Annotated in this window: 32 protein-coding genes and 6 tRNA genes; 32 read left to right on the forward strand and 6 right to left on the reverse strand. The window is 55.6% G+C overall.

The genetic code is table 11. The annotated features are described in order from the left end of the window. Positions 1 to 6: 6 nt before the first annotated feature. From TAM4_RS06380 to TAM4_RS06520, 29 genes are all read left to right on the forward strand, one after another. Complete coding sequence (locus tag TAM4_RS06380; RefSeq protein WP_014122427.1) at positions 7 to 474, forward strand: 50S ribosomal protein L30; 468 nt, start codon at positions 7 to 9, stop codon at positions 472 to 474. A gap of 11 nt (positions 475 to 485) precedes the next feature. Next, entirely contained in the window at positions 486 to 932 is a 447-nt protein-coding gene (locus TAM4_RS06385) for an uL15m family ribosomal protein (protein WP_014122428.1), read from the forward strand. 40 nt (positions 933 to 972) lie between these two features. Then, a complete protein-coding gene (secY, locus tag TAM4_RS06390; RefSeq protein ID WP_014122429.1) occupies positions 973 to 2358 on the forward strand; it encodes a preprotein translocase subunit SecY in 1386 nt (461 codons plus the stop codon). Positions 2359 to 2442: 84 nt separating this feature from the next. Further along, a complete protein-coding gene (locus TAM4_RS06395) occupies positions 2443 to 3033 on the forward strand; it encodes an adenylate kinase (protein WP_014122430.1) in 591 nt (196 codons plus the stop codon). After that, complete coding sequence (locus tag TAM4_RS06400) at positions 3026 to 3547, forward strand: EMC3/TMCO1 family protein (protein WP_014122431.1); 522 nt, start codon at positions 3026 to 3028, stop codon at positions 3545 to 3547. The genes TAM4_RS06395 and TAM4_RS06400 overlap by 8 nt, the downstream gene beginning before the upstream one ends. Positions 3548 to 3589: 42 nt before the next feature. Further along, the gene (locus TAM4_RS06405; RefSeq protein WP_014122432.1) at positions 3590 to 3862 is read left to right on the forward strand and encodes a 50S ribosomal protein L34e; all 273 of its coding nucleotides are present in this window, start codon (positions 3590 to 3592) and stop codon (positions 3860 to 3862) included. A 10-nt stretch (positions 3863 to 3872) separates the two neighbouring features. Continuing rightward, complete coding sequence (gene cmk / locus TAM4_RS06410) at positions 3873 to 4466, forward strand: (d)CMP kinase (protein ID WP_014122433.1); 594 nt, start codon at positions 3873 to 3875, stop codon at positions 4464 to 4466. Next, positions 4467 to 4718, forward strand: a complete 252-nt coding sequence (locus tag TAM4_RS06415; RefSeq protein WP_014122434.1) for a 50S ribosomal protein L14e — start codon at positions 4467 to 4469, stop codon at positions 4716 to 4718. It begins immediately after the preceding gene. A 67-nt stretch (positions 4719 to 4785) separates the two neighbouring features. After that, the gene (locus tag TAM4_RS06420; protein WP_014122435.1) at positions 4786 to 5499 is read left to right on the forward strand and encodes an SDR family oxidoreductase; all 714 of its coding nucleotides are present in this window, start codon (positions 4786 to 4788) and stop codon (positions 5497 to 5499) included. Positions 5500 to 5544: 45 nt separating this feature from the next. Continuing rightward, positions 5545 to 5766 carry a type II toxin-antitoxin system HicB family antitoxin gene (locus tag TAM4_RS06425; protein ID WP_014122436.1) on the forward strand — a complete coding sequence of 74 codons (222 nt, stop codon included), beginning with the start codon at positions 5545 to 5547 and terminating at the stop codon, positions 5764 to 5766. After that, positions 5738 to 5977, forward strand: coding sequence for a type II toxin-antitoxin system HicA family toxin (locus tag TAM4_RS06430; protein WP_014122437.1), 240 nt, complete (start codon positions 5738 to 5740; stop codon positions 5975 to 5977). Before TAM4_RS06425 ends, TAM4_RS06430 begins: the two co-directional genes overlap by 29 nt. A gap of 9 nt (positions 5978 to 5986) precedes the next feature. Then, positions 5987 to 6991 (forward strand): RNA-guided pseudouridylation complex pseudouridine synthase subunit Cbf5, encoded by a 1005-nt coding sequence (locus TAM4_RS06435; protein ID WP_014122438.1) that lies wholly within the window; start codon positions 5987 to 5989, stop codon positions 6989 to 6991. A 299-nt stretch (positions 6992 to 7290) separates the two neighbouring features. Next, positions 7291 to 7878 carry a class I SAM-dependent methyltransferase gene (locus tag TAM4_RS11620; RefSeq protein ID WP_014122439.1) on the forward strand — a complete coding sequence of 196 codons (588 nt, stop codon included), beginning with the start codon at positions 7291 to 7293 and terminating at the stop codon, positions 7876 to 7878. Beyond that, positions 7864 to 7950: transfer RNA gene (locus TAM4_RS06445), tRNA-Ser, on the forward strand. Before TAM4_RS11620 ends, TAM4_RS06445 begins: the two co-directional genes overlap by 15 nt. A gap of 42 nt (positions 7951 to 7992) precedes the next feature. Then, on the forward strand, positions 7993 to 8442 hold the full coding sequence (locus TAM4_RS06450) for a 30S ribosomal protein S13 (protein WP_014122440.1): 450 nt from the start codon (positions 7993 to 7995) through the stop codon (positions 8440 to 8442). Between the two features lie 10 nt (positions 8443 to 8452). Further along, a complete protein-coding gene (locus TAM4_RS06455; protein WP_014122441.1) occupies positions 8453 to 8995 on the forward strand; it encodes a 30S ribosomal protein S4 in 543 nt (180 codons plus the stop codon). After that, complete coding sequence (locus tag TAM4_RS06460) at positions 8992 to 9405, forward strand: 30S ribosomal protein S11 (protein ID WP_014122442.1); 414 nt, start codon at positions 8992 to 8994, stop codon at positions 9403 to 9405. The genes TAM4_RS06455 and TAM4_RS06460 overlap by 4 nt, the downstream gene beginning before the upstream one ends. A 30-nt stretch (positions 9406 to 9435) precedes the next feature. Further along, positions 9436 to 10218, forward strand: coding sequence for a DNA-directed RNA polymerase subunit D (locus TAM4_RS06465; RefSeq protein ID WP_014122443.1), 783 nt, complete (start codon positions 9436 to 9438; stop codon positions 10216 to 10218). Between the two features lies 1 nt (position 10219). Further along, a tRNA-Leu gene (locus TAM4_RS06470) sits at positions 10220 to 10304 on the forward strand. Between the two features lie 63 nt (positions 10305 to 10367). Beyond that, positions 10368 to 10733 (forward strand): 50S ribosomal protein L18e, encoded by a 366-nt coding sequence (locus TAM4_RS06475; protein WP_014122444.1) that lies wholly within the window; start codon positions 10368 to 10370, stop codon positions 10731 to 10733. Positions 10734 to 10739: 6 nt separating this feature from the next. Beyond that, positions 10740 to 11168, forward strand: coding sequence for a 50S ribosomal protein L13 (gene rplM / locus TAM4_RS06480; RefSeq protein ID WP_014122445.1), 429 nt, complete (start codon positions 10740 to 10742; stop codon positions 11166 to 11168). A gap of 10 nt (positions 11169 to 11178) precedes the next feature. Further along, entirely contained in the window at positions 11179 to 11586 is a 408-nt protein-coding gene (locus tag TAM4_RS06485; protein ID WP_015859569.1) for a 30S ribosomal protein S9, read from the forward strand. A gap of 34 nt (positions 11587 to 11620) precedes the next feature. After that, positions 11621 to 11818 (forward strand): DNA-directed RNA polymerase subunit N, encoded by a 198-nt coding sequence (locus tag TAM4_RS06490; protein ID WP_011250450.1) that lies wholly within the window; start codon positions 11621 to 11623, stop codon positions 11816 to 11818. A 16-nt stretch (positions 11819 to 11834) separates the two neighbouring features. Continuing rightward, a tRNA-Pro gene (locus TAM4_RS06495) sits at positions 11835 to 11912 on the forward strand. Between the two features lie 33 nt (positions 11913 to 11945). Next, on the forward strand, positions 11946 to 12119 hold the full coding sequence (locus tag TAM4_RS06500) for a DNA-directed RNA polymerase subunit K (RefSeq protein WP_014122447.1): 174 nt from the start codon (positions 11946 to 11948) through the stop codon (positions 12117 to 12119). 6 nt (positions 12120 to 12125) lie between these two features. Next, positions 12126 to 13151 (forward strand): hypothetical protein, encoded by a 1026-nt coding sequence (locus TAM4_RS06505; RefSeq protein WP_014122448.1) that lies wholly within the window; start codon positions 12126 to 12128, stop codon positions 13149 to 13151. A gap of 15 nt (positions 13152 to 13166) precedes the next feature. Continuing rightward, on the forward strand, positions 13167 to 13772 hold the full coding sequence (gene rpsB, locus TAM4_RS06510; RefSeq protein WP_014122449.1) for a 30S ribosomal protein S2: 606 nt from the start codon (positions 13167 to 13169) through the stop codon (positions 13770 to 13772). Positions 13773 to 13812: 40 nt separating this feature from the next. Continuing rightward, positions 13813 to 13900: transfer RNA gene (locus TAM4_RS06515), tRNA-Leu, on the forward strand. 59 nt (positions 13901 to 13959) lie between these two features. Continuing rightward, positions 13960 to 14115 (forward strand): 50S ribosomal protein L40e, encoded by a 156-nt coding sequence (locus TAM4_RS06520; RefSeq protein WP_014122450.1) that lies wholly within the window; start codon positions 13960 to 13962, stop codon positions 14113 to 14115. 42 nt (positions 14116 to 14157) lie between these two features. On the opposite strand, the gene TAM4_RS06525 is transcribed toward TAM4_RS06520, so the two are convergent. Beyond that, positions 14158 to 14499, reverse strand: coding sequence for a PadR family transcriptional regulator (locus TAM4_RS06525; RefSeq protein WP_014122451.1), 342 nt, complete (start codon positions 14497 to 14499; stop codon positions 14158 to 14160). 112 nt (positions 14500 to 14611) lie between these two features. Here TAM4_RS06525 and TAM4_RS06530 point away from each other — a divergent pair, with 112 nt between their 5' ends. Beyond that, positions 14612 to 14911, forward strand: a complete 300-nt coding sequence (locus TAM4_RS06530; RefSeq protein WP_014122452.1) for an FUN14 domain-containing protein — start codon at positions 14612 to 14614, stop codon at positions 14909 to 14911. A 7-nt stretch (positions 14912 to 14918) separates the two neighbouring features. Here TAM4_RS06530 and TAM4_RS06535 read toward each other — a convergent pair whose 3' ends face one another. Both TAM4_RS06535 and TAM4_RS06540 read right to left on the reverse strand, forming a co-directional pair. Continuing rightward, a complete protein-coding gene (locus TAM4_RS06535; RefSeq protein WP_048150179.1) occupies positions 14919 to 15680 on the reverse strand; it encodes a metallophosphoesterase in 762 nt (253 codons plus the stop codon). Positions 15681 to 15849: 169 nt separating this feature from the next. Next, positions 15850 to 15926, reverse strand: a tRNA-Gly gene (locus TAM4_RS06540). A gap of 90 nt (positions 15927 to 16016) precedes the next feature. Here TAM4_RS06540 and TAM4_RS06545 point away from each other — a divergent pair. Then, on the forward strand, positions 16017 to 16475 hold the full coding sequence (locus TAM4_RS06545; protein ID WP_014122454.1) for a class III signal peptide-containing protein: 459 nt from the start codon (positions 16017 to 16019) through the stop codon (positions 16473 to 16475). A 45-nt stretch (positions 16476 to 16520) separates the two neighbouring features. Next, a tRNA-Arg gene (locus TAM4_RS06550) sits at positions 16521 to 16598 on the forward strand. A gap of 459 nt (positions 16599 to 17057) precedes the next feature. Here TAM4_RS06550 and TAM4_RS06555 read toward each other — a convergent pair. The 3 genes from TAM4_RS06555 to TAM4_RS06565 form a co-directional block, all read right to left on the reverse strand. Further along, complete coding sequence (locus TAM4_RS06555; protein ID WP_237702064.1) at positions 17058 to 18401, reverse strand: FAD-dependent oxidoreductase; 1344 nt, start codon at positions 18399 to 18401, stop codon at positions 17058 to 17060. A gap of 98 nt (positions 18402 to 18499) precedes the next feature. Then, a complete protein-coding gene (mtnP, locus tag TAM4_RS06560) occupies positions 18500 to 19303 on the reverse strand; it encodes an S-methyl-5'-thioadenosine phosphorylase (protein ID WP_014122456.1) in 804 nt (267 codons plus the stop codon). Between the two features lie 63 nt (positions 19304 to 19366). Further along, positions 19367 to 20686 (reverse strand): hypothetical protein, encoded by a 1320-nt coding sequence (locus TAM4_RS06565; RefSeq protein ID WP_014122457.1) that lies wholly within the window; start codon positions 20684 to 20686, stop codon positions 19367 to 19369. Positions 20687 to 20756: the final 70 nt, after the last annotated feature.

Here is a 20756-nt window from a genome sequence, read left to right on the forward strand (position 1 = left end):
GAGAAGATGGCAAAGCTTGCACTCATAAGGCTTAGGAGCGGGATTAGGGCGAGGGGAGAAGTGAGGGACACCCTCGCCATGCTTCGCCTTCACAGGATTAACCACCTCGTCATAGTCGACGACAACCCGAGCTACCGCGGAATGATACAGAAGGTCAAGGACTACATCACCTGGGGCGAGATAGACAAAGAAACTCTCGTCAAGCTCCTCAGGAAGAGGGGCAGGCTCGTCGGCAACAAGCCGATTACCGACGAGTACGTCCAGGAGAAGCTTGGAATGAGCCTTGAGGAGTTCGCCGAGAAGGTCATCAACGGCGAGATGAAGCTCAGGGATTTACCCAACATCAAGCCCGTCTTCAGGCTCCACCCGCCGAGGGGAGGACTGAAGGGAAGCAAGAAGCGCTCCTTCAAGGAAGGTGGGGCTTTAGGCTACAGGGGCGAGAAGATTAACGAGCTCATTGAGAGAATGCTCTGAGGTGGCGAGAGATGATTAGGAGGAGGAAGAAGGTTAGAAAACTCCGCGGAAGTCACACTCACGGATGGGGATGCAAGAAGAAGCACCGCGGCGGCGGAAGCAAGGGCGGTAAGGGAATGGCCGGTACCGGTAAGAGGAAGGACCAGAAGTTCACCTGGACCATCAAGTACGCCCCCGACCACCTCGGCAAGCGCGGCTTCCACAGGCCCAAGGCCGTTCAGTACATCCCCAAGGTCATCAACCTGAGCGACATCGACGAGAACTTCGAGCTCTTCAAGGACATGGGCGTCATCTACGAGGAGGAAGGAAAGCTCATCTTCGACGCCACCCAGCTCGGCGTTGACAAGGTTCTCGGTACCGGGAAGATCACCAGGGCGATAGTTGTCAAGGCCTACTACGTGACTCCAAAGGCCGAGGAGAAGATTAAGGAAGCGGGCGGCGAGGTCATCCTCGCCTGACCTCTTTCTCATTATATACAGCTACACCAAGGTGTTGAAAATGGGCGTCCGCGATGTGGTCTACGCCATCGAAAGGTGGTTCCCAGAGGTAGAGCGTCCCAAGAGGAGGGTCCCCCTCAAGGAGAAGTTCATGTGGACCGGTGTCGCTCTGCTGCTCTACTACATCCTCGCTGAAATCCCCCTCTACGGTCTCCCGTCGAGGATAGTCGATTACTTCTCCACGCTTCGTTTCGTGCTCGCCGGTAGGAACGGTTCGCTCCTCACCCTCGGTATCGGACCGATTGTTACCGCCGGTATCATACTCCAGCTTCTCGTCGGTTCCGAGATACTGAAGCTCGACCTCTCCGATCCCGAGGACAGGAGGTTTTACCAGGCCCTCCAGAGGCTGTTCTCGGTCTTCATGAGCTTCTTCGAGGCGGCCATCTATGTCCTGGCCGGTGCCTTCGGAAAGGTTGGGGTTGACATAACCGTCACCATAGCGATCCTGCTCATCCTCCAGCTCGGCCTCGGTTCAACGATACTCATCATGCTCGACGAGCTCGTCAGCAAGTGGGGAATAGGCAGCGGTATCAGCTTATTCATCGCCGCCGGAGTTTCGCAGCAGGTTATGGTGAAGTCCCTCAACCCGCTCCCGCTTCCGCAGAACCCCAACGAGCTCAGCGGTGCGATCCCTGCATTCATCCAGCACCTCATAAACGGCGACATCGGGGGCGCCATCTACAGACCGGGTTATCCTGACATGACGAACTTACTTGCAACCATAATCGTCTTCCTGATCGTCGTCTACCTGGAGAGCATGCGCGTTGAGATACCCCTCAGCTACGGCCGCGTTACCGTTCGCGGCAGGTACCCGATAAGGTTCATGTACGTCAGTAACATCCCGATAATCCTCACGATGGCACTCTACTCCAACATCCAGCTCTGGGCCAGACTGCTCGCTTCAAGGGGCTACACCTTCCTCGGCACGTTCAACGAGAACGGCTACCCAATCTCGGGCCTCGCCAAGTACACGGTTCCGCCCTACGACATATTCCAGCTGATCCACAACCCGGTTCACGCGCTCATCTACGCCATCCAGACGATATTCTGGTCGGTGCTCTTCGGCTTCCTCTGGGTTGAGCTGACGGGCCTCGACGCGAAGAGCATAGCCAGACAGCTCCAGCGCGCCGGCCTTCAGATCCCAGGATTCAGGCGCGACCCGAGGATCCTCGAGAGGGTCCTCCAGAGGTACATCCCGTACGTTACGTTCTGGGGTTCGTTCACCCTGGCAATAGTTGCAGTGCTTGCAAGCTTCCTCGGTGCACTCGGTACCGGAACGGGAATACTGCTGACGGTCGGCATACTCTACAGGTTCTACGAGGAGATAGCGAGGGAGCAGGCAACGGAGATGTTCCCCGCTTTGAGGAAGTTCTTCGCGAGCCGCTGATGTTTTGGATTTCCTTTTTCCTGCCCAAATCTTTTAAAGAGACCCCCCAATTTTTACCGGGATTGTTTAAAGCGGGTGGTGCTGATGCCGTTTGTGGTCATGATAACCGGCATTCCCGGAGTTGGTAAGAGCACGATAACCCGGCTCGCCCTCAAGAGGACGGCCATAAGGTTCAGACTCGTAAACTTCGGGGACCTTATGTTCGAGGAGGCCGTAAAGCAGGGACTCGTCGAGCACAGGGACGAGATGAGAAAGCTGGACCCCATGGTTCAGAAGCAGCTCCAGCTTCGCGCCGCGCAGAGGATCGTTGAGATAGCCCGGGATGAGCCGGTTCTACTCGACACCCACGCCACGATAAGAACGCCTATGGGCTACCTCCTCGGCTTCCCCAAGGAGGTTATAGAAACCATCAGGCCAAACTTCATAGTCATAATAGAGGCAACGCCGAGCGAGATACTCGGAAGGCGCCTCCGCGACCTCAAGAGGGACAGGGATGTTGAGACGGAGGAGCAGATACAGAGGCATCAGGACCTCAACAGGGCCGCGGCGATAAGCTACGCCATGCATTCCGATGCCCTTATAAAGATAATCGAGAACCACGAGGACAAGGGTCTTGAAGAGGCCGTGAACGAACTCGTTCAAGTCCTTAACCTGGCGGTGAGGGAGTATGATTGAGAGCATATACCAGTTCCTTGATAACCTCTTTGGCGGTTACATCGTCCAGCACCCCCTGCTGGCGATAACGATAGCGGGCTTCGTCATAGGCGGCTCGTACACCCTGCTCTACTACTTCATGACCGACGTCGAGAAGACCAGGAAGATACAGAGGATGGCCAAGGAAATCCAGAAGGAGATGAAAGAGGCCCAGAAGTCCGGGGACGAGAAGAGGATCAAAAAAGTTCAGCAGAAGCAGATGGAGCTCATGAAGATGCAGAGCGAGATGATGAAAGAGACCATGGTTCCGATGTTCCTCACCCTTCCGATATTCTGGATCTTCTTCGGCTGGCTGAGGAGATGGTACGCCGAGGTCGCGATAGTCAAAGCCCCCTTCAAGTTCTTCCTCTTCGACTGGTTCCACAGCATGTACCACTCGGCCCTCAAGCCGGACGAACTCGGCTACTTCGGCTGGTACATCCTTTCCAGCTACATAATCGGTATGGTGCTCAGGAAGTTCCTCGACATGGGTTAAATTTAAAAACGCTCCGCTGATAGGGGTTGCGAGGTGAGAATTATGAAGCCGATGTACCGCTCAAGGTCATGGAGGAGGAAGTACGTTAGGACTCCCGGAGGAAGGACAGTGATTCACTTCGAGAGGAGGAAGCCCAAGGTCGCCCACTGCGCCCTCTGCGGCAGACCGCTCAACGGCGTTCCGCGCGGGAGGCCGAGCGAGCTCAGGAAGCTCCCGAAGACCGCGAAGAGGCCCGAGAGGCCCTACCCGAACCTCTGCCCGAGCTGCATGAGGAAGGTCATGAAGGCCCAGGTTAGAGCTTCGATAGCCCTCTGAAGGTGTTTCCATGCCGAAGGGCTGCCTCGTCATAACCGTCAGCGGCCTAGCAGGTTCCGGAACAACAACCCTCTGCCGGAACCTCGCCAGGCACTACGGCTTCAAGCACGTTTACGCCGGGCTGATATTCCGGCAGATGGCGAAGGAAAGGGGAATGACCCTTGAGGAGTTTCAGAAGTACGTCGAACTCCACCCTGAGATAGACAGGGAAGTTGACAGGAGGCAGGTCGAGGCGGCCAAGGAGTGTAACGTCGTCATTGAGGGCAGACTCGCCGGCTGGATGGTGAAGAACGCGGACCTTAAGATATGGCTCGACGCTCCAATAATGGAGCGGGCCAAGAGGGTTGCAAGAAGGGAAGGCGTCTCCGTCGAGGAGGCCTTCGTCCAGATTGCCGAGAGGGAGAAACAGAACAGGAAAAGGTATTTAAACCTCTACGGTATCGACATCGAGGACAAATCGATTTACGATTTAATCATAAACACTGCCAAATGGGGTCCCGATGGGGTCTTCGCGATTGTGAAGGCCGCCATCGACCACCTTTACCCCGACGGCGACGCGGGGTCGGGTGAAAACCCGGAAAACAAAAAGAAGGAGGTGGGATGAATGCCAGCTATTGAGGTCGGAAGGATTGCCGTCGTTATTGCCGGAAGGAGGGCCGGACAGAAGGTCGTCGTTGCCGACGTAATCGACAAGAACTTCGTCCTCGTCACCGGCGCTGGCCTCAACAAGGTCAAGCGCAGGAGGATGAACGTCAAGCACCTCGAGCCCCTTCCGGAGAGAATCAACATCGAGCGCGGTGCCTCCGACGAGGAGATAAAGAAGGCCCTCGAAGAGGCCGGCATAAGCCTTGAGTGAGGGCTTTCCCTCACTCTTCTTCCAATAAGTTTCTTAACGCTCTCTCGCTAATTCTTCGGGGATTGGCATGATTGCACTCGTTACCGGCGCAACCGGTGGAATCGGAAGGCTTCTTGTGAAGGCGTTGCTTGATGAAGGTTACAGGGTCGTTGGCGTGGGAAGGAGACGGGAGAAGCTCGAGGAGCTGAAGGCCCTCGGTAACTTTGACTACATCGTCGAGGACCTGAGCGAGCCGGGCAGTACAGAAAGAATAGCGAAGGCCCTAAGAGAACTTGGAATAGGAGAACTCGACCTCCTCGTGAACAACGCCGGCTATGCACTCCGGAAGCCTATCCTCCAACATAGCGACGAGGAACTCGAGAGGCTCTTCAGGGTTAACGCGTTGGTTCCCGTTGAGCTCACGCGGGAGCTGTTGCCCCTCCTTAGGCCCGGCTCAACGGTCGTCTTCGTAATCAGCGGGGTCGCCTTCGTGAACGTTCCCGAGCTTCCGTCTTACTGCGCCGCCAAGGGTGCACTGCACTACCTCGCGGTGAACCTCGAGCGGGAGCTGAAGGGTAGGGGAATCCGAGTTATGCGCGTCTATCCAAAGCAGGTGAAGACGGAGTTCTTCACCCGAAACAACGTGCCCTACCCGAAGGGTTCAATAGAACCCGAAGACGTCGTTAGGGCAATAATGAATGGACTGAAGAAGGGTAAACGGGAGGTCTTCGTCCCCGGCTACCTCAAACTGGTCAAATACCTTCCAAACTGGCCGGTTTTCACGTACCGCTTCAGGTATTAGGTGGGTTTATTAAGTCTGACCTCAAACTCTATGGGGGTGAGTGAGGTGCAACTCCACGCCGTCATCTGGGAGGAAGAGGGCGTTTACGTCATTCGGGAGGTCTTCACAGGAGTTACGACTCAGGGAGAGACAATAGAGGAGGCAATTGAGAACCTCAAAGAGGCCGTTGAGCTGTACCTTGAGGAGTTTCCGGAGCTGAGAAATGAACTGGAGAAGGTAAAGTTCGTGGGCGATTTCCATGTCGAAGTTGCCAAGGCTCTCGGGTGAAGAAGTCGTTAAAGTGCTCACCAAAAAGTTCGGCTTCGAGGTGTCCCGTCAAAAGGGTAGCCACGTTGTCCTCGTTAAATACGTTGACGGCAGGAAAATAGGAACTGTGGTCCCGCTTCACAAAGAGTTAAAAGCCGGTACGTTGATTGGAGTCCTGAGACTTGCTCAAATAAGCAGGGAGGACTTTATCAAAGCGTTGGAAGACCCGTAGGTGATGCTCATGGCGAGGGACGAAGTGAGGAGAATCCTTCCGGCTGACATAAAGCGAGAGGTTCTGATTAAGGACGAGAAGGCCGAGACGAACCCGAAGTGGGGCTTTCCGCCCGAGAAGAGGCCGATTGAGATGCACATGCAGTTCGGCATAATCAACCTCGACAAGCCACCGGGGCCGACGAGCCACGAAGTTGTCGCGTGGATTAAGAAGCTCTTCAACCTGAGCAAGGCCGGCCACGGCGGAACCCTCGACCCCAAGGTCAGCGGCGTCTTACCGGTTGCCCTTGAGAGGGCCACGAGGGTCGTTCAAGCGCTCCTCCCTGCCGGTAAGGAGTACGTAGCTTTGATGCACCTTCACGGCGACGTTCCAGAGGACAAAATCCTCGCAGTCATGAAGGAGTTCCAGGGCGAGATAATCCAGAGGCCACCGCTGAGGAGTGCGGTGAAGAGGCGCCTGAGGACGAGGAAGGTCTACTACATCGACGTGCTCGAGATAGACGGCAGGGACGTGCTCTTCCGCGTTGGTGTCGAGGCGGGAACGTACATACGTTCGCTCATCCATCACATAGGCCTGGCCCTCGGCGTTGGAGCGCACATGGCAGAGCTGAGAAGGACGAGGAGCGGTCCCTTCAAGGAGGACGAGACGCTGGTGACGCTTCACGACTTGGTGGACTACTACCACTTCTGGAAGGAGGATGGCATTGAGGAGTACTTCAGGAAGGTGATACAGCCGATGGAAAAAGCGGTTGAACATCTGCCCAAGGTGTGGATAAGGGATTCTGCCGTTGCAGCAGTGACACACGGCGCGGACCTGGCCGTTCCGGGAATAGTCAAGCTCCACAAGGGCATAAAGAAGGGTGACCTCGTTGCGATAATGACCCTCAAGGACGAGCTGGTGGCACTTGGAAAAGCCACGATGACGAGCGGTGAGATGCTCCAGAGGAGCAAGGGCATAGCCGTCGATGTGGACAAGGTCTTCATGCCGAGGGACTGGTATCCCAAAATGTGGTAGCGGCCCTTGCTGACGCAAGCGCCGGCGGAAGATTTAGTGCCTTTTTAGAATTTTGCTGATTTTTCATTGGGGTTTTCTGTGTATCCCAGGGTAACGGGTGTTTCTCTCTTTGAAGGCGCCCGATGGGCGCTGATATTGAAGTCGAAACTATCTCAAAGGGCTTTAGTGTGATTTAACCCCATCTCAGCTTGCTCTTTTGTTAGTGCACGATTGACCTTTCGCCTATGAGTAAGAAGGGCACTCTTTGGTCAAGCTTTGCGGGAGCAAAGGTTGATAAACCCCTCAACGAAGCACCCCACATGAGCCACTACTACTCCGAGGAGCCGAACGTCCCTCTGAAGACGAAGACAATAGATGTCTGCATCAGGGGTTACTGCTTCAAGTTCATAACTGCCAGCGGTGTCTTCTCCTTCGGGAAGCTCGACAGGGGAACGGAGTTGCTCATAGAGAATATGGTTCTCGATATGAACTGGCGCGTCCTCGACTTGGGCTGTGGCTACGGGGCAATCGGGATAGTTGCATCGCGCTTTGTTGACTACGTCGTTATGACCGACGTGAACAGGCGCGCGGTCAGTATAGCGAGGAAAAACTTAAAAATCAACGGCGTTAGAAACGCCGAGGTCAGGTGGGGAAGCCTCTACGAGCCCGTTAAGGGCGAAAAATTCGACTCAATCATCACCAATCCCCCCGTGCACGCGGGAAAGGAAGTCCTGAGGGAAATAGTTATAAACGCTCCCCGGCATCTCAACGATGGTGGCCTCCTGCAACTGGTGATTAAGACGAAGCAGGGGGCAAAGTATATTAAGGCCCTCATGGATGAGCACTTCACCGAAGTGAGAGAGCTCGCGAAGGGGAGCGGTTACCGCGTGTACGCCGGGATTGCCTAGCCTGGGAAGGCGCGGGCCTTGAGAGCCCGTGGGCGTTTGCCCGCCGGGGTTCAAATCCCCGTCCCGGCGCCAAAATCCCTTTGATTCCCAAGAGGGATGGGAGGTGTATTGATAATGACCGAGAACTTCAGGCACATAGTCCGCGTTGCGGGCGTTGATCTGGATGGACACAAGCAGTTGAGATGGGCACTGACAGGGATTAAGGGAATAGGAATAAACTTCGCCACGATGGTGCTCAGGGTTGCTGGAATAGACCCCTACATGAAGACCGGTTACCTCACCGACGAGCAGGTCAAGCTGATAGAGAAGATCCTCGAGGACCCCGTTGCCCACGGAATCCCGGCCTGGGCCGTCAACAGGCCGAAGGACTACGAGACCGGTAAGGACATGCACCTCATTACAGCCAAGCTCGTTATGGCCTGGCGTGAGGACGTCAACAGGCTCAGGAGAATACGCGCCTACCGCGGCATAAGGCACGAGCTCGGCCTGCCGCTCCGCGGTCAGAGAACCAGGTCGAACTTCAGGCACGGAACCACAGTCGGCGTTAGCAGGAGGAAGAAGTGAGGTGGTGTAAATGGGAGACCCGAAGAAGCAGAGAAAGAAGTACGAGACTCCATCTCACCCCTGGATTAAGGAGAGGCTCGACCGCGAGAGGGTTCTGAAGAGGAAGTACGCCCTCAAGAACAAGAAGGAGCTCTGGCGCCACGAGACCCAGCTCAAAGAGTTCAGGCGTAGGGCGAGGAGGCTTCTCGCAGCGAGAGGCAAGCAGGCCGAGATCGAGAGACAGCAGCTCCTCCAGAGGCTCCACAGGCTCGGCCTCCTCCCGGCCGATGCCGTGCTCGATGACGTTCTCTCGCTCACCGTCGAGGACGTCCTTGAGAGAAGACTCCAGACCCTCGTCTACAAGAAGGGACTCGCGAGGACCATAAGGCAGGCCAGGCAGCTCATAGTCCACGGCCACATCGAGGTCAACGGCCAGATAATCCGCTCACCGGGCTACCTCGTGCTCCGCGAGGAGGAGGACACCATCACCTACGCCAAGAACTCACCCTTCGCCAAGGAATCTCACCCCGAGAGGATGGTTATTGAACAGGCCAAGCAGGGTGGTGAGGCATGACCGAGGGACAGGTTAACCTCAAGAAGAAGGAGAAGTGGGGAGTTGCCCACATCTACTCCTCCTACAACAACACCATCATCCACATCACCGACATAACCGGTGCAGAGACTGTAAGCAGATGGAGCGGTGGTATGGTCGTCAAGGCCGACAGGGACGAGCCCTCGCCGTACGCGGCGATGATAGCCGCCAGAAGGGCCGCCGAAGAGGCCATGGAGAAGGGCTTCGTCGGCGTCCACATAAAGGTCCGCGCCCCGGGAGGAAGCAAGAGCAAGAGCCCTGGACCTGGTGCTCAAGCGGCAATTAGAGCTCTCGCCAGGGCCGGCCTCAGAATCGGCAGGGTGGAGGACGTCACCCCGATACCGCACGACGGAACCAGGCCCAAGGGCGGTAGGCGCGGTAGGCGCGTCTGACCTCCACAACTTCCTTTTTTGGTGATGCCAATGGAGCCGAAGTTTGAAATTCTTGAAAGGCGTGGGGACGCCATCAAGTTCATCCTGCGGGGAGTTGATGTACCCTTTGCAAACGCCCTGAGGAGGACGATTCTCGCAGAGGTCCCCACCTTCGCCGTTGATGAGGTCGAGTTCTTTGAGAACGATTCGGCGCTCTTCGATGAGATAATCGCCCACAGATTGGCCATGATCCCCCTCACAACCCCCGTCGAGAGGTTCTCCCTCGATTCGCTCGATCTCGACGACTACACCGTTACCCTCTCACTCCAGGCGGAAGGACCAGGCATGGTGTATTCGGGCGACCTCAAAAGTGATGACGAAGGCGTAAAGCCCGCCAACCCCAACATTCCAATAGTCAAGCTCGCCGAGGGGCAGAAGCTCACATTCAACGCTTACGCCAGGCTCGGCCGCGGTAAAGACCACGCCAAGTGGCAGCCGGGCTTCGTTTACTACAAGTACCTCACCGAGATACACGTGAGCAAAGAGGTTCCCGACTGGGAAGAGCTCAAGGAGCTCGCCGAGAGGCGCGGATTGCCGGTGGAGGAGAAGGAGGACGAGATAGTCATAAAGACCACCAAAGCCTTCTACCTCCCAAGAAAGTTCGAGGAGTATGAGGGCGACAAGATCAGGGAAGAGATAATACCCGGGGCGTTCGTCTTTACCGTGGAAACGAACGGAGAGCTCCCCGTTGAGGAAATCGTGAGCATAGCGCTCAAGATACTCATGAGGAAGAGCGATAGATTTATAAACGAACTCCATAAATTAGCCGACTGACGCGGGGGTTGCCGAGCCTGGTCAAAGGCGGTGGACTCAAGATCCACTCCCGCAGGGGTTCCGGGGTTCAAATCCCCGCCCCCGCATCAGTTTCACGCTCACCCCATCCGCTGTCGGTTTCCCTGCGAGAGCGTTGAGGAGGTATGTTCATGGTCAAGAGAACCGGTCCAACCGATATCAACCTGAGAAGGCTCATTCGGGCACTCAGGAAGAAGTCGAACGAGGAAGGGGTTAAGATCTGGAAGGACATCGCGTGGAGGCTTGAGAGGCCGAGGAGGCAGAGGGCTGAAGTCAACGTCAGCAAGATAAACCGCTACACCAAGGAGGGCGACACCGTCATCGTTCCGGGGAGTGTCCTCGGTGCAGGAAAGCTCGAGCACAAGGTCACCGTTGCGGCATGGAAGTTCAGCGAGACCGCCAAGAGGAAGATAGTCGAAGCCGGTGGAGAGGTCATAACCATCGAGGAGCTTATGGAGAGAAACCCGAAGGGTAGTGGAGTAATCATAATGGAGTGATGGGCCATGAGGATTATTAACGCTGAAGGACTCATACTCGGAAGGCTCGCCTCGAAGGTTGCCAAGATGCTCCTCGAGGGCGAAGAGGTCGTCATAGTCAACGCCGAGAAGGCCATCATCACCGGAAACCGCGAGGACATCTTCGCCAAGTACAAGCAGAGGACCGAGCTCAGAACCAGGACCAACCCGAGGAGGGGTCCCTTCTATCCGAAGAGGAGCGACGAGATAGTCAGGAGAACCGTCAGGGGCATGCTCCCCTGGAAGACTGACCGCGGAAGGAAGGCCTTCAGGAGGCTCAAGGTCTACGTCGGCGTTCCCAAGGAGTTCGAGGGTAAGGAGCTTGAGACCATAAGCGAGGCCCACATGTCGAGGCTTGCCACGCCGAAGTACGTTACCGTTGGTGAAGTGGCGAAGTTCCTCGGTGGAAAGTTCTGAGGTGAGAAAGATGAGGGTCATCCAGACTGCTGGAAAGAGGAAAACCGCTATAGCGAGGGCCACCATAAGGGAAGGAAAGGGAAGGGTTAGGATCAACCACAAGCCCGTCGAGATAATCGAGCCCGAGATAGCGCGCTTCACCATCATGGAACCGCTCATCTTGGCTGGAGAGGAGATAGTCAGCAAGGTTGACATCGACGTCAAGGTCGAGGGCGGAGGCTTCATGGGCCAGGCCGAGGCCGCGCGCGTCGCCATTGCCCGCGCGCTTGTCGAGTGGACCAACGACATGAACCTGAAGGAAAAGTTTATGAAGTACGACAGAACTATGCTCGTTGGCGACAGCAGGAGAACCGAGCCCCACAAGCCCAACCGCTCTACCAAGGGTCCAAGAGCGAAAAGGCAGAAGTCATACCGTTGATGCCTTCCCTTTAACAATTTGAGGTGTTAGGAAAATGATAGTCCCCGTCAGGTGCTTCACCTGCGGAAAGGTGCTGGCGGACAAGTACTACGAGTTCAAGAAGAGGGTTGAGGCCGGGGAAGACCCTGGCAAGGTCCTCGACGACCTCGGCGTCGAGAGGTACTGCTGCAGGAGAACCCTGCTGAGCCACGTGGAGCTCATCGACCAGGTAATGGTTTATAAAGTCTACTAAAAACCGCAATTCTTGGGGGGCCGTGGGGTAGCTTGGTCTATCCTCCCGGCTTGGGGTGCCGGAGACCCGGGTTCAAATCCCGGCGGCCCCACCAAAATTTGCAGAGGACGTTTGGAGGGAGGGGGTAATGTTTAGGTACACCCGCTTTGAAAAGGCCCGCATCATCGGGGCGAGGGCTCTCCAGATCGCGCTCGGTGCCCCAGTCCTGGTGGACGTGCCGGAGGGTTCGACTCCACTGCAGGCCGCGATAATAGAGTTCGAGAAAGGGATAATCCCGATCACAGTAATCAGACCGAGCTGATGGAAGATGACGATCATAGAGAACGTTATCGGCAGGGTGGCCGTGCTCAGGGGCGGCAGGTATTCCGTTGAGGTTGACGTCATAACCAGCTCGGGCTTTGGCAGATTCGCCGCCCCGATTGACGAGGATCCCCACCTTTACATAGCCGAGGCGCACCGTGCCGTGAGTGAAGTCGATGAGATAATCGGGCCGGAGCTCATAGGCTTCGATGCCAGCGAGCAGGAACTGATAGACAGCTACCTCTGGGAGATCGACGGAACCGATGATTTCAGCCACATCGGTGCAAACACTGCCCTGGCCGTTTCGATCGCCGTTGCCAAAGCCGCCGCGAGCGTTAAGAGGCTTCCCCTTTACAGTTACATCGGCGGAACGTTTACGACCGAGCTGCCCGTTCCGATCCTCGCCTTTGCCGAGGATGAAACGTTCGAGTACTACGTGCTCGTCCGCGACATAATGGAGATAACGGACGTGGTGGACGCCGCCAACAAAGTTCTCGAGGCAACGGAAGCGATATCCCTGGAGGCGCTGTCAGAGGCAACCGAGAAAGCGGGCAAAGAGCTAGGTCTTGAGGTTTCCCTGGGCATCGCACTGAAATCCGAGGTCGAAACTGAAGAGCTATTGAACCTCGTCGAGGACAACAACGTTGCCTACGTCAAGCCCGTTGGGAGCGAGGAGCTCTTCCTCGAACTCATAGCCGGAACGCACGGGGTTTTCATCGATGGGGAGCACCTGTTCCGGGAGAAGGGGATCATAGACAGGCGCTATTACAACGCCCTCTCCATAAAGCCTATAAACCTCGGCACTCTCACAGACCTCTACAACCTCGTGAACGATGTTAAATCAGAGCGCATAACTCCCATTCTGGCGGAGGCCAGATACGAATCGGCCGACGAGGCCCTTCCCCACCTGGCCGTGGGCCTGAAGTGCCCGGCTATGATCCTGGGGAAGGACTCGGTGGCCAAGATGAACGAACTCAACCGCATTGCCGAGGACCTCGGCGAAAGGGGTAGGTTGATAACGTTTGAGGAATAACCGGAGGTGTGAAGGATGGAGGAATATCTCGTCCCACTTGATCAGTACCTCGCGGCTGGTGTCCACATAGGAACCCAGCAGAAGACCCAGGACATGAAGAAGTTCATCTACCGCGTCAGGCAGGACGGCCTCTACGTCCTCGACGTCAGGAAGACCGACGAGAGGCTCAGGATAGCGGGCAAGTTCCTGGCCAAGTTCGACCCGGAGAGCATCCTCGCTGTCAGCGTCAGGCTCTACGGCCAGAAGCCGGTCAAGAAGTTCGGTGAGGTTACAGGGGCCAGGACGATTCCGGGCCGTTTCCTCCCGGGAACCATGACCAACCCGCAGGTCAAGAACTTCTTCGAGCCGGACGTCATCATAGTCACCGACCCGAGGGCCGACCACCAGGCGATGAAGGAAGCGATCGAGGTTGGCATACCCATAGTTGCCCTCGTCGATACCGAGAACTTCCTCAGCTACGTTGATCTCGCGATTCCGACGAACAACAAGGGTAGAAAGGCTTTAGCGCTCATCTACTGGATACTCGCGAGGGAAATACTCTACAACAGGAAGGAAATCGAGAACAGGGAAGATTTCAAGGTCCCTGTTGAGGACTTCGAGATGAGGATCATCAGAACCTGAGGGGAAGGTTTTTAACTCCTCCTCCCTTTATTCCCCTCGCGCGGGGGTGCCCGAGCCTGGCCAAAGGGGCCGGACTTAAGATCCGGTGCCGCAGGGCTTCGCGGGTTCAAATCCCGTCCCCCGCACCAAAGGTTTAAAAATTCCGCGCTGGATGAAAGTTCAGTTCAAGATCATTGAGGTGGTCGAGATGGCGAGATTCCCAGAGGCTGAGGCAAGAATCTTCAGAAAGCTTATCTGCATGCGCTGCGGCGCCACAAACCCCTGGGGCGCCAAGAAGTGCAGAAAATGCGGCTATAAGGGGCTTAGACCAAAGGCCAGGGAGCCGCGCGGTGGCGGCCGCTGACGCCCCGTTTCAAAATTTTTATCAAGAAAATTTTACTCCGTTTCACCCTTTCTTTGGATTTCCTTTGAGCTTTGAGAGGGTCTCCTCAAGGAAGGCCAGCCCCTCTTCGAGAAGCTTCTCCCCCTGGGGCGTTAGCTCGTAGTATTTCCTGGAAGGCTTGCCGCTCAGGCCCTCCTGCCATTTCGCCTTTACGTAGCCGTCCTTCTCAAGCTTGTACAGAACAACGTACGAGCTCACGGTGGCGGGTTCAAAGCCAAAGGCCTTCTTTATCTCCTGCTTCAGCTCGTACGCATACATGGGTCTTTCCCTGAGAAGCTTGAGTATGTAGAGCCACAGGACTTCCTTGGTGATCTTATCCCGCAATCTTTCCATTGGACTGGGCATGGTCTCACCCGGTTAGTTCATCCTTACTAAATATTTCAGGCCGATATAATTTAAAGTTTTGGGCCAGAAAACTATTTTAATCCCGATCTCCTAATTTTGGGTGGTGGTGAGCATGCAGTTCGATCTAAACGGAATGATCGGTGATCTCGGCGTTGGGGGGATAACGGGCTTTATAACGGGCTACGCCCTCAAAAAGTTCATGAAAATCGTGATGACAATAATCGGAGCCTACGTCCTAAGCCTGTTCTGGCTCCAGCAGAAGGGCGTTATAACGATAAACACCGACAAACTCTTCAACTTGACCGGAAGCGTTACCTCTCAGGTGGTTAGCCTGGGTCAGAAAGTCCTCGGACTCCTTCCGGGAACGGGAGCCTTCGTTGCCGGTTTCTACCTGGGGTTCCAGAAAGGATAAAGAAAGATCAAACCTTCCCCCTGTACAGAATCTTGATGAGCTCCTCCGGGAGACCTTCCCTTTTGATTTTCTCCTCAACGAGCCGCTTCTCCTTTTCGTAGTCAACCTCGATGAACTTGGCGTGGAGCGTGTCAACGTCAACCAGGGCAAAGGTTGCCTTGTGGTTCTTGCCGGGTGGATAGCCGATGCTTCCGGGGCAGATAACCCTTCCGTACCTCGTTCTCGCGTTGACCGGGTACTTAGGTGATGCCACAAAGAGTATCTCGTAGTCCTTGACGGGCCTCATTATGGCCTCATAGTAGCTGGTCGGCTGGTCGGGAAGAACCTGTCCGCCGAAGGGGTTGAGCGGGCTTCCGTAAACGCCAAAGATATCGTTCTTTCCTATCTTATCCACGAGGTAAATCGGCAGATCCCTGATGAACTCCCTGCCCTCGTGGCCGAGCTTCTCCCATGTGTACTTCAGGGCCTTCTTGATGTAGGGCGGGTACTCAAGGTTGTCTATGTAGTCCGGGCCCTCGGCGTGCGGGTCGCTGGCCGCTATGACCTGGTCGAACTCACCTCGGATGACCTTGACGACGTTGTTCCTGATGAGGTCGTCGAGCGTGTCGAGAACCTCCCTCGGGTACGGGAAGAGGCCGACCACGTTTCCAAGAACGTAGTACTTCTCGATCTCATAACCTTCCTCCTTAAGGGCCTCAATCTTTTCAAGAGCCTTCGCCAGGGCTGGAAGGTTTCCGTTTATGTTCGCCAAAACAGCCACGTACACCATGCTACCACCTCCCGTTTTTCTTACCTAAAGGAACTAAAAACCTCAAGGTATTTAAACGTTTCGGGGACGGAACCCATTGAAAAACACCCTAAAGGGACTTCACAGAAAATAGCCGTTTAAAGCACGAACTTTCAAAATTGCATTTGAAAGAGTGAACCCGCGAAAAAGCTGGTGCGGTGGCCGGGATTTGAACCCGGGCCAGCGGCGTGGCAGGCCGCTGTCCTAGCCAGGCTAGACTACCACCGCACAGGCCCGGTTAATACTCAATCTTGGTGGATTTATAAATCTTTCGGTAAAGCTTTTTCAGAGGGGGAACAATTTACGTTGGTGGAATACGTGAAGAGGGCCCAAGGTTCCCTTGAATACCTGCTGATGGCCGTTGCTGCACTCATCGTCATTGCGGTTGCAGTTAAGTACACCCTGCCCGCATCCAAGGGGACCCCAATAACGGGAATAGCCTACATAGACCCCGAGCTCTCCCCCGAAAAGCCCGGCTACGATCACCCGGTGACCTGGGTTGTCTACAGGTATCCGGAGGGCTGTAAAGCCACGAAAAACTGCGACTTCTACGTCTCCGTGAACCTCCATTACTATCCAGATAGCAACAGGTACAAGGTGTGGGTCTACGCCAACGGTGACGAGAACAAGATCCGGGAGGTCCACGTTAGACTGTGCAACGGGAAATCGGCCACCTGGCACTTTCCAGACGACAAGGGAAAGACGAAAATCAGGGGGGTTAAGCTGACCGAGAAAGACTTCCCCTGCGAACTCTACGTCATGGCCTACATGAGGTGAGGGATTAAATTTATAAAGCGTTCACGAGAAGGGTTAGCGGGCAGTGCCCCGGTGGCCTAGTCTGGATAGGGCGCGAGGCTGCGGACCTCGAGGTCCGGGGTTCAAATCCCCGCCGGGGCGCCATCGAAACTTTGCCTTCGCAAAGTTTCATCAAAGCTGGTAGCTCCTTTTGGAAAGCGATATTTCGGGTGATTTTCTCATTGACTTGTCGTCTTGAGTGTGAGAACCCTTCCAATTGCTCCTTTTTGCAGAGGTTTACTTTTAGAATCGACGCCCGAAGGGCGTCAAGGGAGAGCAAACCCTCTTGTAGGGTGCTGTTTTTGTGGTCTCTAGTTGGAAAGAGCGATTTTGTGAGTAAAATCAATTTTATTGGGGCCCTTAGCGAGGAGCTACTAACTTTTGGTCAAACTTTTCCAAAAGCTTGCTTGTGAGTGTTTCAATCTTTAAACGGCGTCCTTTGGATGCCAAAAGCAAAGTTGAAACTGTTTTAAGTAACGCTTGACGCAAGGGACAAAAGTCCCGCAGAGTTTGACCAAGGGTCGATTCTTCTCACAAAATTGAAATTCAAAAAGAAGCCAAAAATCACGTTCTCAGCTTCGCCAGTGCATCTTCGGCCGCCTGGAGTATCTGGTAACCGACGGGCGAGGCCGTAAGGAGCGGATGGGTCGCTATCTGGAGGGTGTAGAGCTCGCTCGCCGTGAGCCTCTTCTGTATGGCCAAGGCAAGGATGTTTATCATCTCTCCGACGCTTTTGCCACCAGCTATCTGGGCCCCGAGTATCGCACCCCTGTCGCGGGAGAAGATGAGCTTGACAGTTACCATCGAGGTGTCCGGGAACTTCGCCGGGTGCCTGTCCGGGCCCTTGCCGTAGCCCACGATGACCTCGAATCCTTCCCTCTTTGCCTGCTCTTCCGTCAAACCGGCCGCGGCGAGGGTGAGGCCGGCAATGTGGGTTGAGTAGGCACCTATCGTCCTCCTGTTCTCCCTGACAATCTGGAGCTTGAAGAGATTCGCCCCTGCAATCCTCGCCTCGAAGGTGGCCGTTGAGGCAAGCATGAGCTGGTAGGGCTTGCCCGTGAAGAAGTCCCTGTGCTCCACGCAGTCTCCAACCGCGAAGATGTCGGGGTGAGAGGTTCTCATGTACTCGTCGGTCCAGACCCCGTAGCGAGTAACCTTGAGGCCGGCCTTAACTGCCAGCTCGACGTTGGGCCTGTAACCGGTGGAGAGGATTACCAAATCGGCAGGGATTTCCCTTCCGTCAAGGAGCCTAACCTTCTCCACCTTCCCGTTCCCGGCAAAGCCCTCAACCTGCTCGTAGGCAATGTTTATTCCGGCTTCCTTCAGCCTCTCCTCAATCATCTCGCTAAACTCCGGGTCAAAGGAGCCCCTCAGAAGCCTGCTCCTGACGACCAGAGTCACGTCCTTGCCGAGCTTCCTTATCTCGTCGCCAACTTCAAGGGCTATGAAGCCACCGCCGACGATGACGATTTTCTCGGCTTCCTCAACCCTCTCGCGGAGCTTCTTGAGGTACTCGTAGTCCTTGGGAACGGTGTATATCCCATCGAGGTCAACGCCCGGAAAGTCCGGCTTTGCAGGCTTCGAGCCCGTCGCCAAGACCAGCTTCTCCCAGGCTATCTCCTTCCCGGACTTGGTCCTGACGACCTTCCTCTTCGGGTCGATGTCGGTAACCTCGTCCGTCAGGATATCGACGCCGAGGGGCTCCAGGAACTTCTCAACCGGCAGTACGTCATCGTCAACGCTCTTCAGGGTTCCGAAGATGTAGGGAATTCCACAGGGAATCATGCCCACCTTTTCCCTCTTGATGACGAGGACGCTCCTGTCGGGGTAGAACTTCTTGGCCGAGATAGCAGTTGTGATACCTCCTGCAGAGGCTCCGATAATCACGACGTCGTACCTCATTCGCATCACCGGAAGAATTAGGCCGACCTACTATTAAACACTTTCTTTAACTTCCGGTTCCCAACGTAAGCACTTTTCGGGGGAGAAATGAAGGGAAGAGAACATCACTCGCCCGTTGCGCCCTTGAGGGCATCCTTGCACGGACAGCGACGCTCCTTGGGAATGTGCTCCACTGCCTTCATGAGGAGGAGCTTTATCTCCTCGCCCTTCTTCGCCATGAGCTCGACGACCTCGGTGTGGGTGAGTTTCTCCCTGCTGATTCCCGCGGCGTAGTTGGTGACTATGGCAACGCTCGCGTAGCACATCTCAAGCTCCCTCGCGAGAACAGCTTCCGGGCACTGAGTCATGCCAACGACGTCGGCGCCGAGTATCTTGAGCGCCCTTATCTCTGCCCTCGTCTCAAAGCGCGGTCCCTCCATGCAGGCGTAGGTTCCCGTCGGGTGGTAGGTGAAGCCGAGCTCCTTGGAGGCGGTGATGAGGGCCTTCCTGAGCTCGGGACAGTAGGGGTCGGTGAAATCCACGTGGGCGACGAACTTCCTGTCGTGGGGGCTGTCCTCACCGTCGTAGAAGGTGTAGTGCCTCGTCTTCGTGAAGTCCATGAGCTGGTCGAGGATTACGAAGTCGCCGGGCTTCATGTCAAGGTTGAGCGAACCAACGGCCGAAGTTGCCAGAATCCTTTCAACACCGAGCTCGTGGAGCGCCCAGATGTTGGCGTGGTAGTTTATCTTGTGGGGCGGAACGCTGTGCTTCTCCCCGTGCCTCGGCAGGAACGCTATCTCCTCGCCCTTGTACGTTCCTATCTTGACCCTTACCGTTCCGTAGGGGGTCTCAACGGTTTCCTCCCTTACGTTCTCAAGCAGTTTGGGGTCGTAGACTCCGGAGCCTCCAATAATAGCTATCCTGACCATGGCCATTCCTCCCTAAGGGCTGTAGATGATAGAACGGCGCGAGGGTTTAAAACTTTAGACTTCTCAAGATCCCCCTCTGCTCCTCCGGTGAAGCTCGGCCTTTCTCTCCAGCTCCCGCTCCGGGTGCTCCCCCAGGGAGCCCTCAAGGATTTTAACGAGTATTTCGCCCATGAGCCACGAGCCCCACTCAATGTCGGGAACGTTTTTAACGGCATCTATCGCCCCGTCTATGTCTCCCCTCCTGAGCTTTTCGAGTGCTATCGCCCCAAAGGCCAAGGACCTCAGGTAGGGATCGTCTATCGCCCTTCCGAACTCCTCGGCGGTTTCGAAGTCCCCGATCTTGGCGAGATACGTCGCAACCTTCACCAGAACCCTCTCGTTCTCGGCTTTTCGCCCCAGGAACTCCACGATGTTCCTGTATTCGGGAGAGGGCTTTCTCTCAAGCAGGGCGTCTAAGGTGGCCTTGGCAACCCCATCGAATTCCTCAGGGCTCAGACGGATTGAACTCAGGAAGGCTTCAAGCTCACGGGGCCTGTCAATGAGCAGTTTCGAAAGGTAAGAGGCTATGCCTCCCCTGTTGCCGGTTACCGAGTTCAGTATCTCCGCGGCCCCGAGTACATCGCCTCCCTCCACGAGACCCGTCAGAAAGGCCCTCAGGAGGTCCTTCCCCAGCCTTTCCGAGAGCTCCTTGGCAGCCTCGACGAACTTCTCGTAGGTTGCCTTAGGTACTCCGGAATCCCTCAGGCTCTTCGCGGTTTCCTCGAGAGCCGTTTCAAGCCAGTACTCGTTCTCTATCATAGGGAGAAGCGAGAGCACGCTCGCAAACTCTTCCCTGGCCAGATGCCCCCTTATCACCTCAACGATGGCCTGAGATCTCTCGGGTTCACTGGAGAATACGTTGAGAACCTTTCTCGCCATCTGAACGTCTCCCTCTTGAACGAGGCTCCTCACTATCTCAAGGAGCAGTCTGTTTCTCAGGCTCTCATCCTCTATGTCGGTGGCGTAGAGTATGGCGTCCCTTTTCTTTCCAGCCCGCATCGATTCCCGTATGATATCCACGAGGAGGGAATCCTTGACCCTTCCCCTGAGCAGCAGCGCTCCCTCGTAGGCCCTGTGAAGCATGCTCTCCGATAGCTCCTTCACTCCAGCCATGCGAAGGTACCTGGAGGTGGAAACTATAGCCCTGAGTATGAGCACGGGATCGTCTATGTAATCGAGGGAAGAAACGGCAAGCTTAAACGCCTTCACGGACGCCTTGGGTTCGCTTTTGCTCAGAAGGTAACCGAGTCTCGCGAGCGTGAGGGTTCTGACGTAGGGATCGGGGATCGTTTCGGCTATTTTCAGAACCTCCTCGCCAATCCCCGTTTGCGTCCTTTTTTGCATAAAACCCACCAATACTATAAAAGAGCGTTCCAATATTTAATCCTTGCGAATTCAAAGGGACTTATTGGAA

The organism is Thermococcus sp. AM4, from assembly GCF_000151205.2.
Taxonomy (GTDB): Archaea; Methanobacteriota_B; Thermococci; order Thermococcales; family Thermococcaceae; genus Thermococcus.